The 14,355-nt window shown below is 65.1% G+C and carries 13 protein-coding genes; 9 read left to right on the forward strand and 4 right to left on the reverse strand.

Translation table 11 applies throughout. The features are described 5' to 3' along the window. Positions 1 to 105: 105 nt before the first annotated feature. Together IEV83_RS08890 and IEV83_RS08895 are read right to left on the reverse strand one after the other, a co-directional pair. Positions 106 to 1,356: a BaiN/RdsA family NAD(P)/FAD-dependent oxidoreductase gene (locus IEV83_RS08890; RefSeq protein ID WP_181761982.1), complete on the reverse strand. Its 1,251-nt coding sequence runs from the start codon at positions 1,354 to 1,356 to the stop codon at positions 106 to 108. Then, complete coding sequence (locus IEV83_RS08895; RefSeq protein WP_181761983.1) at positions 1,353 to 2,135, reverse strand: glycosyltransferase family 2 protein; 783 nt, start codon at positions 2,133 to 2,135, stop codon at positions 1,353 to 1,355. Before IEV83_RS08895 ends, IEV83_RS08890 begins: the two co-directional genes overlap by 4 nt. Before the next feature lie 283 nt (positions 2,136 to 2,418). On the opposite strand from IEV83_RS08895, the gene IEV83_RS08900 reads away from it, so the two are divergent. Next, positions 2,419 to 3,678, forward strand: coding sequence for a porin (locus IEV83_RS08900; protein ID WP_181761984.1), 1,260 nt, complete (start codon positions 2,419 to 2,421; stop codon positions 3,676 to 3,678). A 466-nt stretch (positions 3,679 to 4,144) separates the two neighbouring features. After that, on the forward strand, positions 4,145 to 5,311 hold the full coding sequence (locus IEV83_RS08905; protein WP_181761985.1) for an acetyl-CoA acetyltransferase: 1,167 nt from the start codon (positions 4,145 to 4,147) through the stop codon (positions 5,309 to 5,311). A gap of 25 nt (positions 5,312 to 5,336) precedes the next feature. On the opposite strand, the gene IEV83_RS08910 is transcribed toward IEV83_RS08905, so the two are convergent. Beyond that, positions 5,337 to 6,053 (reverse strand): HAD-IA family hydrolase, encoded by a 717-nt coding sequence (locus IEV83_RS08910; RefSeq protein ID WP_181761986.1) that lies wholly within the window; start codon positions 6,051 to 6,053, stop codon positions 5,337 to 5,339. A 460-nt stretch (positions 6,054 to 6,513) separates the two neighbouring features. Between IEV83_RS08910 and cysG the strand changes: the two genes are divergently transcribed. From cysG to IEV83_RS08945, 7 genes are all read left to right on the forward strand, one after another. Further along, positions 6,514 to 7,959, forward strand: coding sequence for a siroheme synthase CysG (gene cysG / locus IEV83_RS08915; RefSeq protein WP_181761987.1), 1,446 nt, complete (start codon positions 6,514 to 6,516; stop codon positions 7,957 to 7,959). 14 nt (positions 7,960 to 7,973) lie between these two features. Then, positions 7,974 to 8,279 (forward strand): DUF2849 domain-containing protein, encoded by a 306-nt coding sequence (locus tag IEV83_RS08920; protein WP_181761988.1) that lies wholly within the window; start codon positions 7,974 to 7,976, stop codon positions 8,277 to 8,279. A gap of 83 nt (positions 8,280 to 8,362) precedes the next feature. After that, positions 8,363 to 10,024: a nitrite/sulfite reductase gene (locus IEV83_RS08925; RefSeq protein WP_181761989.1), complete on the forward strand. Its 1,662-nt coding sequence runs from the start codon at positions 8,363 to 8,365 to the stop codon at positions 10,022 to 10,024. Continuing rightward, a complete protein-coding gene (locus IEV83_RS08930) occupies positions 10,011 to 10,766 on the forward strand; it encodes a phosphoadenylyl-sulfate reductase (RefSeq protein WP_181761990.1) in 756 nt (251 codons plus the stop codon). Before IEV83_RS08925 ends, IEV83_RS08930 begins: the two co-directional genes overlap by 14 nt. Positions 10,767 to 10,769: 3 nt before the next feature. Next, positions 10,770 to 11,294: a DUF934 domain-containing protein gene (locus IEV83_RS08935; RefSeq protein ID WP_181761991.1), complete on the forward strand. Its 525-nt coding sequence runs from the start codon at positions 10,770 to 10,772 to the stop codon at positions 11,292 to 11,294. Between the two features lie 200 nt (positions 11,295 to 11,494). Beyond that, the gene (locus tag IEV83_RS08940) at positions 11,495 to 12,307 is read left to right on the forward strand and encodes a ferredoxin--NADP reductase (RefSeq protein WP_181761992.1); all 813 of its coding nucleotides are present in this window, start codon (positions 11,495 to 11,497) and stop codon (positions 12,305 to 12,307) included. 155 nt (positions 12,308 to 12,462) lie between these two features. After that, positions 12,463 to 13,665: a lytic murein transglycosylase gene (locus IEV83_RS08945; protein ID WP_181762008.1), complete on the forward strand. Its 1,203-nt coding sequence runs from the start codon at positions 12,463 to 12,465 to the stop codon at positions 13,663 to 13,665. Between the two features lie 21 nt (positions 13,666 to 13,686). Here the strand turns inward: IEV83_RS08945 and msrA are convergent, their stop codons facing one another. Beyond that, a complete protein-coding gene (msrA, locus tag IEV83_RS08950) occupies positions 13,687 to 14,301 on the reverse strand; it encodes a peptide-methionine (S)-S-oxide reductase MsrA (RefSeq protein ID WP_209003059.1) in 615 nt (204 codons plus the stop codon). Positions 14,302 to 14,355: the final 54 nt, after the last annotated feature.

A 14,355-nucleotide genomic window follows, 5' to 3' on the forward strand; every position in this document is an offset into this window, starting at 1 on the left:
CGAGCGACCGTGCCTCTCCGATCCCGGATCTTCGCTGACGCTTCGTCCGGGAGGACGCGGAGAATGGGGCTCTGTCCTCACGCCGGGCCTTTTGTTGCGTGTCCGCTACCGCGCCTCTTCCGGCGCGCTGGCCAGCCGTCTGGCGATTCCCGCTGCCGCCGCCCGTCCGGTGGCAAAGCACGCCTGCAGCAGGTAGCCGCCGGTCGGCGCTTCCCAGTCGATCATCTCCCCGGCGACGAATACCCCCGGCAGCCGTTTCAGCATGAAATCGGCGTCCAGTTCTTCCCAGGCGATGCCGCCGGCGCTGGAAATCGCCCGTTCCAGACCAAAACTGCCGGTGAGGGTGAGCGGCAGCGCCTTGATTCGCGCGGCGAGCTCTTCGGGCGTCGCCGGGCGCGGGCCGGCCTCGCTGAGAAGGGCGATGGCCACTGGCGGCAATCCGGCGGTCTTGCGCAGATGCGTGGACAGGGAGCGCTTGCCACGCGGGGCGGAAAGGCGGGTCGTCAGCGCCGCCAGATCAAGATCCGGGCGCAGGTCGACCGTCAGCACCGCTTCGCCGCGTTGCTGAAGCTCGGCGCGAATCTCCGCCGACAGCGCATAGATCGCACCGCCTTCGATGCCGCTGGCGGTGATCATCGCTTCGCCGCGCACGAGGTGCCCGCCGGCGGCAAGAGCGATCCGCTTCAGCGGCGTGCCGGCATGGCGGGCGGCGAACGTCTCTGACCAATTGACCGTGAAACCGCCATTGGCGGGCATGAACGCCCGCCGGGCGATGCCGAGTCGGTCGATTTCACCGCTCCAGCCGCCATCGCCGCCAAGCCGTGGCCAGCTTGCTCCGCCAAGGGCGAGCAGCACGGCGCGGGGGCGGGGCAGGCTCCGAGGCCCGTCCGGTGTGTCGAATCGCAGCGCGCCATCCTCGTCAAAGCCGCGCCAGCTCCAGCGGGTCGTCAGGCGCACGCCGCGCGCGGCCAGACGGGCGAGCAGGGCGCGCAACAGTGGCGAGGCCTTCATCGCCGAGGGAAACACCCGGCCGCTCGATCCGGTGAAGGTCGAAATGCCGAGTTCTTCGCACCAGGCGCGCAGGTCGCCGGGCGAAAACGCCTCGATGGCCGCCCGCAGGAATGGCGCCGCCTCCCGGTAGCGGGAAAGGAAGCGTTCGGCCGCCTCGCTATGGGTCAGGTTGAGCCCGCCGCGCCCGGCCATCAGCAGCTTGCGGGCTGGCGAGGGCATGCGCTCGATGATGTGCACCGTCAGCCCTTGTTCCGAGAGCGCATCGGCGGCGATCAGCCCGCTCGGGCCAGCGCCGATGATCAGCACATCGGCGGGGCGAGAATCGTTTGTGGTCGCGATATTCATCGGGAGCGGTTCCCGAGTTCGGCTTCATAGGCCTTGGCGACCCGGAGAAAGCGCGTGTAGGCGAAGTTGGTCGAGATCACGAGCCCCCACCAGCCGTACAGCGCGTAGCGGCGCAGCAGATAGGCCTTGAGAAAGGCGAGCGGAAACTCGGCGACAAGCCGCCAGCGGCCGATTCGCCGCCCGCGCGCCGCCATATCCTGCGCCTGCATGGTGGAGTAGCGGTTCATCTTCTCCACATGGAAGGCGATGGAGCGAATCGAGCGATGCTCCATCGGCGCCTTGAGCTGGCCAAGTCGCGCGTCCTTGGGCGGGCGGACCGTGTCATGCACGGTCGAATCGGAAAACCGGCCGCGCCGCCGGTCGTAAAGCCGGATCTGGTTGTAGCCATAGGCCCAGGAGGCGGCGCCGGCCTCATGGGCGAACACATCCTTGATGCGCACCCGCCAGAAATCCGCCTGGCCAACGCGGCCCGAGGCAAAGAGATCCCGGATTTCCGCCGCCAGCGCCGGGGAGGCGGCCTCGTCGGCATCGAGATTGAAGATCCAGTGGTTGCGGCACTGGTCCTCGCCGAAGCGCTTCTGCGCGCCATAGCCGGCCCACTTATTGTAGAGAACGCGCGCGCCGAGAGATTCGGCAATGCTGCAGGTGTCGTCGGTCGAGCCGCTGTCGATGACGATCACCTCATCGGCGAATCCGCCAACGCTCTCGATCGCCCGGCTGATCCGGTCGGCTTCATTGCGTGCAATAATAAAGACTGAGATCGGCTGCTGAGTGGTCATGATCGTCCGGTTGCCAAGGTCGTGCCCCTGACTTACGCGGCCGGGATACGGGCGGCAAGGCGCTTTTCGGCGCCAAACCGGGGCCGTTTCCTAACGAGGCCTTAACGGGGTGTGCCCACAAAGACACACTGTGTCCCAACAGTGCCTCCGCTGGGCATTTGCCGGTTGCTTGCCACGGCTCGGGTCGCTTAGAACAAACTTGAGCTCGCGGGGAAGCTTGCTCAACTCTTCACTTCCCGCCCGGCAACGGCATGGGCGGAAAATAAAACGACGAGGTCAGGAAATGAACATCAAGAGCATTCTGCTCGGCGCTTCCGCCGCTGCTCTGGCAGCCACCGGCGCGCAGGCTGCCGACCTTCCGGTCGCTCCGGAGCCGGTCGACTACGTTCGCGTTTGCGACGCTTTCGGCACGGGCTTCTTCTACATCCCGGGTACCGAGACCTGCCTGAAGATCGGTGGCGGTGTCCGCGCCGAGTTCCGTATGTTCGACGTGCTCGACAACGGTGGTTCCAACTGGGATGACCGCACCGACACCTCGACCGGCATGCGTGCTCGTGGCTACATCAACTTCGACAGCCGCACCAACACCGAGTACGGCCTGCTGCGCACCTACGTCGCTGCCTACATCACCGTTGACAACAACGGCGCTGCCGGCACCACGCTCGATGAAGCCTTCATCCAGCTCGGCGGCTTCGTCGCTGGTCGTACCGGTTCGTACTTCGACTTCTACACCGGCGACAACTGGGGTTCGGTCCTCGATCAGGGCTTCGCGGATAACGGCGACGTCAACCTGTTCGCTTACACCTTCCAGTTCGGCAACGGCTTCTCGGCATCGGCCTCGGTCGAAGCTGGCGATGACCGTCGTTCGCAGATCTTCTACAACGGTAACCAGATCGTGACGGCGGCTACCGCTACGGCTCTCCAGGCCAACAGCGATGGCTACGGCGGCCACAAGGTTCCGGACTTCGTCGCCAACCTGCGCGTCGACCAGGGTTGGGGTTCGGCTCAGTTGATGGGTGCCCTGCACCACGTTTATGGCCGTTCCTATGCCGCTGGTGTGGCAAACGCACCGGTTCCGGCAGCTGGCCTTGCTGGCAAGGGTAAGCTCGGTTGGGCGATCGGCGCTGGCGCTACCTTCAACCTGCCGATGCTGGCCGCTGGCGACAGCTTCTCGATCCAGGCCTCCTACGCTCAGGGCGCCATCCAGTACGTCAACTCCGGCTGGGGTGCGTTCTCCGACGCTTCCTACAACACCGTTGGCGGCCTGAAGCTGTCCAACGCTTGGGGCATCGGTGCGGGCTTCACCCACTTCTGGACCCCGGCGATCTCCACCTCGCTCACCGCGAGCTACTCGGATCTCGACCAGGCCCTCACGGTCGGCGGCGACTTCCGCGAGATCAACGTCCAGGGTAACGTTGGCTGGCGTCCGGTTTCCGGCCTGCTGGTTGGCGCCGAGCTCGAGTACCGCAACCGCGACTTCTCGGGTGCGACGCCGAACGACGACGCTCTGGTCGGTATCCTCCGCGTGCAGCGCACGTTCTAATCGGATCCTTTCGGATCACGATGAAAGCCCGGCGGGAAACCGCCGGGCTTTTTGCTTTTGAGGTCGCTCACCGGGATGCTGTGAGCTCTGGTTTCGTGCAGATGGGGCGTGGTGGCCAGACTCCGCCAGCCGGAGCGTCACGAAACTGATTTGAATTTATTGTAAGTAATTGATATTACTCGTCTAAAACAACTATCTTGACGTTTTCGTCAATAAAATGCTTGGCTTGACGCTGACGGGACCGGGATCGGACCGCCGCGCGCAAGGCCTTGCAATTCTTTTCGGCATCGGCGCAGCGCTTTCCGCCTCATCCCTTGACCTGCGGCCCATCGGGGCCAGTGTTCCGTTCAAGCGACCGCGTGTCGCCGGGAGGCGGCCACGGTAAAGCCGGCAGCGCGAAAGACCGGATGGCGAGGGGATGAGGGCACTTTGCGCCCACCTGCTCGCGTGGAAAGGGAGAGATGTGATGACCGCCGCGATTGTGGGATGGGCGCATACGCCGTTTGGAAAGCAGGCCGAAGAGACGGTGGAGAGCCTCGTGGTGACCGCCGCGCGCGAGGCCATCGCCGATGCGGGGCTGGAGCCCGGCGACGTCGATGAGATCATTCTCGGCCATTTCAACGCCGGCTTCTCGGCCCAGGACTTTACCGCCTCGCTGGTGCTTCAGGCCGATGCGGCCTTGCGCTTCAAGCGGGCGACGCGGGTGGAAAACGCCTGTGCCACCGGCTCGGCGGCGGTGCATCAGGGGGTGCGTGCCATTGCCGCCCGCGATGCGCGCATCGTTCTCGTGGTCGGGGTGGAAAAGATGACTTCCACGCCGGGGCCGGAGATCGGCCGTAACCTGCTCAGGGCCTCCTATCTGGTCGAGGATGGCGATACCCCTGCTGGTTTCGCCGGTGTGTTCGGCAAGATCGCCGACAGCTACTTCCAGAAATACGGCGACAAGTCCGACGCGCTGGCGGCCATCGCCGCCAAGAACCACCGCAACGGTGTCGGCAACCCTTATGCGCAGATGCGCAAGGACCTGGGCTATGACTTCTGCCGCACCGAGAGCGAGAAGAACCCTTACGTCGCCGGTCCGCTGAAGCGGACCGATTGCTCGCTGGTCTCCGATGGTGCGGCGGCCTTGGTGCTGACCGATGTGGAAACCGCGCTTGGCCGGGACAAGGCGGTGGCCTTCCGCTCCATGGCCCATGTGCAGGATTTCCTGCCCATGTCCAAGCGTGACATCCTGCAATTCGAGGGCTGCGGCCGTGCCTGGCAGGATGCGCTCGGCCGCGCCGGGCTTAGCCTTGACGATCTGTCCTTCGTCGAGACTCACGATTGTTTCACCATCGCCGAGTTGATCGAATACGAGGCCATGGGGCTGACTCCGGCTGGTGAAGGGCACCGGGCGATTCTCGAAGGCTGGACCGAGATGGACGGCAAGCTGCCGGTCAATCCCTCCGGCGGGCTCAAGTCAAAGGGCCACCCGATTGGCGCGACCGGCGTGTCCATGCATGTGCTGACCGCGATGCAGCTCACCGGCAAGGCCGGTGACATTCAGGTCAAGGATGCGGAGCTTGGCGGTATCTTCAACATGGGCGGCGCGGCGGTTGCCAACTACGTGTCGGTGATGCAGGCGCTGAAATAGCGGCGATTATAAAACGGCTGCGCGGTCAGTACCGCGCGGCCGATTCCATCTGCCGGGCGAGATCGAGAAGATCGAAGGCGACCACGTCCCAGGGTTCGCTCGGTTCCAGATCAGAGGTCTGTGCCGGTCCATGCTCGCCGGGGCGGGCGAAGAAGGCAGTCTTCAGCCCGGCCTCACGCGCCGGGTAGAGGTCGCGATTGTGGGCGGAGACCATCATCACTTCATCGGGCGCCAGTCCGAGGGCCGCGGCGAAGCTCACATGGGCGCTTGCCGGGTCTTTTTGCGGTGCGGCCGGCTCCGAGGCCAGAATCACGTCCCAGGGCAGGCCGGCGTGTTTTGCCAGCCATGTCATCAACGCGACCGCGCCATTGTTGCGGGGCGCGATCACATATTCCCGTTTCAACGCCTTGAGGCCGGGGACGCTGTCGGGCCAGGGCGGCAGTTTGCGCCAAAGCTGCGGCAGCGCGGCGGTGTCACTGTCGGTGAGCTGCCCGTCCAGGCCGATCTTGGCCAGGCTTGCGCTGAGGGCGCGGGCGAGGGAGGCGTCGAGTGCGTGCCCATCGACAGGCGACGAGCCATCCGCACGCAAGCTGTCGAGGCACTGTTCATGCCAGGCGTCGGCGAGGGTGGGGGCATCGGCGTCGAGCCCTGCGCGGGCAAAGGTGCGCTCCAGCCCGTGAACCAGACCGCTACGCCAGTCGACGACGGTTCCGAAAACATCGAAAAGAATTGCTTTGATCACTGCGATATCGCTCGATAGGAAAAGTCAACGGAGTATGAAACAACTTCATTTCTGATTGTCTTGATTGAAAAATCAATCAGGAGTTACGTTTTCGGGCTCATGGTGTGTGCCCAGTGTCTTCAATTTCTGATCGGTGCAATGTTGATGCCATCCCCTGCATATCCATCATGCGTGTGGTTCGCCATGTCTTGCACCCTGCGCGGTCGGCCCTGAAGAAGAGCATGATGATCCGGGATTCTGTATAGCAATATATAACGAGCTGACCTTTCGCTGGCACCCTGAATCTTTCGCGCGAGGCGGTCGCCGGTTTGCGGGCAATGCCCGGCCCCTGCGGGCCGTCTCTGGGCGATCTGGTTTTTTTTTCTCTCCTTGCTCGCGGCTTTGAAATGTGATGCCCGGCGGATCCGGCGCCGACCGACTATGTGTTGATCGTGTTCGATGAAGCCGGAGGCCGGACGCGATGAGCCGGGAGTTGCCGAAGGAACGTAAGCTCGATGTCTTCCCCGCCTTCCACAAGGTGGCAGGGCGGCGCGTCGTCATCGTCGGCGGCGGCGAGGAAGCGCTCGCCAAGCTGCGGCTCTTGTTGCAAAGCAGCGCGCGGATCGAGGTGGTTTCGGCCGAGATTGTCGCATCCTTGCGAGAGCTGGTGGAGGCGGCGCCCGGTGCGATCTGGCGGCGTGAGCAGTTCCGCCCGGGTCTGCTCAGCGGCGCGGCCTTGGTGTTTGCCGCCAGCGGCGAGCCGGAAACCGACGCGGCGGTGGTCGCGGCGGCGCGGGAGTTGGGACGTCCGGTCAATGCGGTCGACCGGCCCGATCTGTGCGATTTCTATGTTGGCGCCCTGGTCAACCGCGCGCCGGTCGCAGTGGCCATTTCGTCCACGGGATCCGGCCCTGTTCTGGCCCGTCATATCCGCGCGCGTATCGAGGCGATGCTGCCGCGTGAAACCGGGGATCTGGCGCGTCTGGCCGAGAGTTTTCGCGGCTCCGTGTCGCGAGTGATTGCCGGGGCAGCGGAGCGCCGCCGCTTCTGGGCACGGTTCTTCTCTGGGGCGGTGGCCGCCAATCTCTTCGCCGGACGGACAGATGCCGCACGTGCCGAGGCCCAGCGCCTGCTCAATGGCGAGCAGGAGGCGGCGGGTTTTGTCTGGCTGGTGGGTGCCGGGCCGGGGGCGGAGGACCTTCTCACCTTACGGGCGCAACGCCTGCTGCAGGAAGCCGATGTCATTGTCCATGACGCGTTGGTGCCGGAGGCGGTGGTGGCGATGGGGCGTCGCGATGCGCTGCGCCATCCGGTGGGCAAGCGCAAGGGCGCGCATTCGGCCGCACAGGAAGAGATCAACGCCCTGTTGGTGCGTGAGGCGCGCGCCGGCAAGCGGGTGGTGCGGCTGAAGGCAGGCGATCCGCTGGTGTTCGGCCGTGCCGGTGAGGAACTGGCGGCCCTGCGCGCGGCCGGGATCGGTTGCGACATCGTGCCTGGCGTGACCGCCGCGCTGGCGGCGGCGGCAAGCGCGCAGATCCCGCTGACCTTGCGCGGTGTCGCCTCGCAGCTGGTGTTCGCCACCGGTCACGACAAGGACGGCGAAACGCTGCCGGCCTGGGCGGAACTGGCACTGCGCGGCGCCACGGTCGCGGTCTACATGGGCCGCTCCGTCGCCGCGCGGGTGGCCGCCCGTCTCACCGAGGCGGGGTTGGCGGACGCAACACCGGTGGCCGTGATTGAGAATGCGGCTCGCGATAACGAGGTGTTTTACAGCGGCACCCTGGCCGATCTCGCCCTGGTGGAAAGCCGCAAGGAGATCGACGGCCCGGTGCTGATCGTCATCGGCGATGTGGTGGCCGAGGCGGACCTCGCCCGCGCGCGCCCCTTGCGTGCGTCGCTGACCGAGCGCGTGACCGCCGCAGCCTGAAGGAGAGAACCGGAATGAAAGCGCTTACCGCCAATCGCCTGATCGACGGCGAAGTCGTCTGGCTCGACCGTGCGTCGGCCTGGGTGGAAACCCTCGCCGAGGCGCAGGTTCTGGAAGGGGCGGCGGCCGAGGCCGAGGCTTTTGAGTTGGCAGCGGCGGCGGTCGCGGGCCGGCTGATCGTCGATCCCTATCTGATCGACATGGAGCGGGTGGAGGGCGCGCTTCAGCCGGTGCGCCTGCGCGAGCGCATCCGCGCGAGCGGCCCGACCATGCGGCCCGATCTGGGCAAGCAGGCGCGGCCGCGCAGCTCCGCCGCCTGAGTTTTCCGGCCTTTCGCTCGCGACGGCACGAACATCACAAGGCACCTGACCTGCCGAGGGCGGGCGCCGCCGAGGATCTGACCATGTATCGATACGATGAGTTTGACGAGAGCTTTGTCTCCTCCCGGGTCGCCCAGTTTCGTGACCAGGTGCGCCGCCGCCTGTCCGGCGATCTGACCGAGGATCAGTTCAAGCCCTTGCGGCTGATGAACGGTGTCTATCTGCAATTGCATGCCTACATGCTGCGGGTGGCGATCCCCTATGGCACGCTGAATGCCCGGCAGATGCGCAAGCTGGCGGAGGTCGCGCGGACCTATGACCGGGGCTATGGCCATTTCACCACCCGGCAGAACATCCAGTTCAACTGGCCACGGCTGCAGGACGTGCCCGATATCCTTGCCGAGCTGGCCGAGGTGGAGATGCATGCCATCCAGACCTCGGGCAATTGCATCCGCAACGTCACGGCGGATCATTTCGCCGGGGCCGCTGCCGACGAGGTTGCGGACCCGCGCCCCTATGCGGAGATCCTGCGGCAATGGTCGTCGCTCCATCCGGAGTTTTCGTTCCTGCCGCGCAAGTTCAAGATCGCGGTTACCGGGGCGGCCCATGATCGGGCAGCGGTTCAGGTGCATGATATTGGATTGCAACTCATGCGCGATGAGGCGGGAGCCATCGGCTTCACCGTGTTCGTTGGCGGTGGGCTGGGGCGCACGCCGATGGTGGCGCGCAAGGTGCGCGATTTCCTGCCGGAGACGGATCTGCTCGCCTACACGGAGGCAATTCTGCGCGTCTACAACCGTTACGGGCGACGCGACAACAAATACAAGGCGCGGGTCAAGATCCTGATGCATGAGACCGGCCTGGAGACCCTGCGCGCGGATATCGAGCGGGAGTTTCAGGAGGTTCGCAGCGGCGTTCTCGACCTGCCAAAGGCGGAGGTGGACCGGATCAGCGCCTATTTCGCACCGCCGCCTTTCGTGCCAGAGCAAGCGGGCGAGGCGGACGCCTTCGCGCGGGCACTTGCCAGTGATCCGGCGCTTGCCACCTTTGCCGAGCGCAATCTGGCGCCGCACAAGGCGCCGGGCTATGCCAGCCTGACCATTTCGCTGAAGCCGATCGGCGAGGCGCCGGGCGATGCTTCGGCCGAACAGATGGAGCTGGTGGCGGATCTGGCCGAAACCTTCGGCCATGACGAGATCCGGGTCAGTCATGAGCAAAACCTGGTGCTGCCGCATGTGCGCAAGGCCGATGTGCCGGAGATCTTCCGCCGCTTGCGAGGAGCTGGACTGGCCGAGGCCAATGCGGGCCTGATCACCGATATCATTGCCTGCCCTGGCATGGACTATTGCGCGCTGGCAACCGCGCGGTCGATCCCGGTGGCCCAGCGGATTTCCGAGCGTTTCGCCGCATCCGGGCGGCAGCGAGAGATCGGTGACCTGAAGGTCAAGATTTCCGGCTGCATCAACGCCTGCGGCCATCACCATGTGGGCCATATCGGCATTCTCGGCGTGGAGAAGAAGGGCGAGGAATACTACCAGATCACCCTTGGCGGTTCGGGCGATGAGAACACGTCCATTGGCCAGATCGTCGGACGCGGCTTCTCCTATGACGGCATCGTCGATGCGGTCGAAACCGTGGTCGACACCTATCTGGGCCTGCGCCAGTCGCCACAGGAAGACTTCCTGGCCGCGTATCGCCGGGTTGGCGATACGCCCTTCAAGGAGGCGCTTTATGGGACGGCCTGACCCGATCCTGCGCGCGGATGCGCAGCTTGAGGCAGCGCGCGAGGCGAGCCTGCTTGGCGAGCGTTTGCGCGAAGCCAGCGTTATCGAGGTGATCGCGGCTGCACGCGACCGTTTCGGCGACCGGCTGGCGCTGGTTTCCTCCTTCGGGGCGGATTCCGCTGTGCTCTTGCATCTGGTGGCAAGCGTCGATCGCTCGATCCCGGTGCTGTTCATCGACACCGGCAAGCTCTTCCCGGAGACCTTGCGGTATCGCGACCGGCTGGTTGAGAGCTTTGGCCTCACGGCGGTGCGGACCATTGGCCCGGACGCCGCCGATCTGGCGGAGGAGGATCCGGCCGGTGCCTTGTGGCTGAGCGATACCGATGCCTGCTGCGATCTGCGTAAGACCCGGCCACTCGCTCGTGCCCTTGCCGGGTTCGACGCGTGGATTTCCGGACGCAAACGCTTTCAGGCCAGCACCCGCTCGAACATTCCAGTGTTCGAGCCGGATGGGGCCCGGATCAAGGTCAATCCGCTGGCTGACTGGGATCCGGGGGATCTGCGCGCCTATGCCGCCGAGCACGGGCTTCCCGCCCATCCGCTGGTGGCGCAGGGCTTTCCTTCGATTGGCTGCCTGCCCTGCACCAGCAAGGTCGCGCCAGGGGAAGACCTGCGGTCCGGTCGCTGGCGCGGTCAGGAAAAGACCGAATGCGGCATCCACTTCGCGATGCCCCAGGAAAACGAACAGGGAGCGGGGATCTGAATCATGCAGGCCGACATCTACAAGGAAAACGGGTTCTTCCTCGATGAATGGCAACTTCTGGAGGATGAGCAGGCGCTTCCGACCGAGCCGGGGCGATTTCTCGTTTCGCTGGAACGATTTGTCGCAGCGCCAGAGGCGTTTGCCAGCTTGCCGGAAATCGCGATCCTGGTGCGCGCTGGCGATGATGTGACCGTTCTGGCACCTCATCTCGACCGATTTACCATGGTGGCGATTGAATTTGCTGCGTTCTCGGACGGAAGAGGCTATTCTTCCGCAAGGTTGTTGCGTCAGAGGCTTTGCTACCATGGAGAGTTGCGGGCGGTTGGCGATGTCCTTCTGGATCAGATCCCGCTGATGCGGCGTTGCGGTTTCGATGCCTTCAAGGTGGTGCATGAGCCCACGCGGCGGGCGCTTGAAACTGGTCATTTGGCGGAGGTGCCGCTATACCTGCAACCGGCGGCGCGGCCCGATGAGCAACCTGCGGGCGCGCGAGCCTGGGCGCGCAGCCCGGCCGGCTTGGCGAGATGAATGGCGGGTGCTCCGCGTACCCCCTGTCCCCAGCCCGTGCCGGGTGGCGTGGTCACGGTTTCACGAGGGCGGACCTTCGCCGGTCCGGGACGGTCACGGAAATGGCGCACGTGGATCGCTTTGCGCCGGTCGATTGGACAGGAAACGGGGTGGAACCGTTCGGGTTCCGTCCGACATCTTGCGAAGCTGGGGAATAAATCATGAATGTGGTCGATCTTGCCGCCGGACTTTCGGATGCGGTGCCTGCGGGTACCTTTGTCGAGACTGTCACCGACGTTCAGCATTACACGGCGGATCTCTTTCGCTTCCGCCTCACCCGCCCGGCAAGCTTCCGGTTTCGCTCCGGTGAATTCGTGATGATCGGTCTGATGGTCGGCGAAAAGCCGATCTTCCGCGCCTATTCGATCGCCAGCCCGTCCTGGGACGAGGAACTGGAGTTCTTTTCGATCAAGGTTCCGAACGGACCGCTCACCCAGCATCTGCAGAAGATCAAGCCGGGCGATGTGGTGCTGATGAAGAAGAAGCCGACCGGCACGCTCGTCAATGATGCGCTGGTGCCCGGCAAGCGGCTCTACATGTTCTCCACCGGCACCGGCGTTGCGCCCTTCGCCAGCCTGATCCGCGATCCGGAGACCTACGAGAAGTTCGAAGATGTGATCCTGACCCAGACCTGCCGCCAGGCCGCCGACCTGGCCTATGCGCAGGATGTGGTCGCCGCTGCCAAGGCCGATCCGCTGATCGGCGAGCTGGCGTCCGAACGGCTGCGCCTGTTCACCTCCACCACCCGCGAGCCGCACCCCTATCAGGGCCGGATCACGACGCTGATCGAGGATGGCACCCTGTTCAAGGCGTTGGACGTGCCGCCGCTCGATCCGGCCACCGACCGGGCGATGATCTGCGGCTCGATGGCGATGATCCAGGACACCAAGACGCTGCTTGAGAAGAACGGCCTGACCGAGGGCGCCAACAACCGCCCGGCCGAATTCGTGATCGAGCGCGCCTTCGTCGGTTAGCGCTGCCGCGCGGGCAGTCGGTTAGCGCTGTCGCGCGGGCTGTTGAATAACGTATAAAGGCAACTCCCGGTGGCTTGCCGCCGGGCTTGCCATCATCATGCCAAGATGACGTCGTCCTCTGCGCGCTGGACCATGGCGCGGGGAGGCGGAGAATGATGATGTGGCGTGCACGGTACGGCGGGCTTTGGCTAGCGCTGGCCGGTGTGATGGCGCTTGGCGGCATGGTCCCGGAAGCTGGAGCTGCCAGTCTCGATGCCTGCGTGGCATCGATCCGCACGGAAGCCCTGAAGAAGGGGGTGAGCCGCGCCACCGTCGACAAGGCGCTCTCCGGCGTTGCCTATGACGAAAAGGCGGTGCGCTTTTCCACCGCCCAGCCCGAATACAAGACCCCGATCTGGGATTATCTCGCCTTTCTCGTCGATGAGCAGCGCATTGCCGATGGCAAGGCCATGGCGAAGAAGCATGCGCGCACCCTTGCTGCCGTGGAAAAGGCCTATGGCGTCGACCGCTACATCGTTCTCGCGGTCTGGGGCGTGGAGAGCGACTATGGCCAGTTTCGCGGCGATTTCCATGTGCCGCACGCGCTGGCGAATGTCGCCTGCTCCGGCCGTCGGAAGAAATATTTCCGCTCCGAGCTGATCCATTTGCTGAAGATCGTCGACCGGGGCGATGTGCGTCTTTCCGATCTCAACGGCTCCTGGGCCGGCGCCTTCGGCCAGACCCAGTTCATGCCCTCCACCTACCGCCGGCTGGCGGTCGACCACGATGGCGACGGCCGCCGCGATCTGGTGAATTCGGTGCCCGACGCGCTGGCCTCGACCGCCAATTACCTGCGCAAGTCCGGCTGGGTCACCGGAATGCCCTGGGGCTATGAGGTGAAGCTGCCGAAGGGCTATCGTGGTCCGTCGGGCCGCAAGAAGCGGGCGAGCGTCAGCGCCTGGGGCAAGCGCGGGCTGCGGCACCTGGACGGGGACAGCTTGAAGGGCAGCGCCAAGGCGGGGCTGCTCTTGCCGGCCGGCGCCAATGGGCCGGCGTTCCTCGTCTTCAAGAATTTCAACGCAATCTATTCCTACAATGTCGCCGAGAGCTATGCGTTGGCGATTTCCCATCTGGCCGACCGGATCCGGGGCGGCGGTCCGTTCAAGACCCCCTGGCCCACCTCCGATCCTGGTCTGTCGCGGGCCGAACGCCTGGAGCTGCAAAAGCTGTTGCTCAAGGCCGGCTATGACATCGGCGAGGCCGATGGCCGGGTCGGTGCGGCGACCCGGGCCGGCATTCGCCAGGCGGAAGCGCGCCACGGCATGCCGCAGACCGGGCGTCCCGGGCGCAAGATCTACCGGGCGCTTGGCGGCCGCTGACGGGCGCTCTCGCGCGCCCGGTCAGTGCTTGCCTGGAATGCCGGCGAAGGCATCCTTGCCCCAGACCGCGTTGATCCGCGCGTCGCGGCCGCAGGACCAACGGTAGTAGGCGTAGCGGACCGGGTTCTTGTCGTAATAGTTCTGGTGATAGTCCTCCGCCGGGTAAAACGGCGCGGCGGGCAGGATCGGCGTGGCAAGCCGGGAGCCAAGCACGGCCGCGGCCTTCGCCTTCGCAGCGTCCGCCTTGGCCTTCTGCTCCGGCCCGGCGACGAAGATGGCGGTGCGATAGGAGGCGCCGCGATCGCAGAACTGGCCGTCGGCATCGAGCGGATCGACACTGCGGAAGAAGGCGGAGAGCAGCGCCTCATAGCTGACGCGTGCCGGATCGAAGCGGATCCGCACCGCCTCGTAGTGACCGGTGCCGCCAGCCGACACTTGCTCATAAGTGGGGTTGGCGAGGGATCCGCCGGTGTAGCCCGAAACGGTTTCCAGAACCCCGGGAATGCGGTCGAAATCCGATTCCACGCACCAGAAACAGCCGCCGGCGAAAATCGCCGTCTCGGTGGTTTGCGCCCTGGCCGGGGCGCCGGACACGAGCAGCAAGGGCAGGAGCAAAAGAGTGGCAAGACGAGACATTGGGGGAACCTCCATTTGCCGGCATTTGTGGCCCGGGAAGGTGTGCGATCAAGC

This window comes from Stappia taiwanensis (assembly GCF_014635285.1).
GTDB lineage: Bacteria > Pseudomonadota > Alphaproteobacteria > Rhizobiales > Stappiaceae > Stappia > Stappia taiwanensis.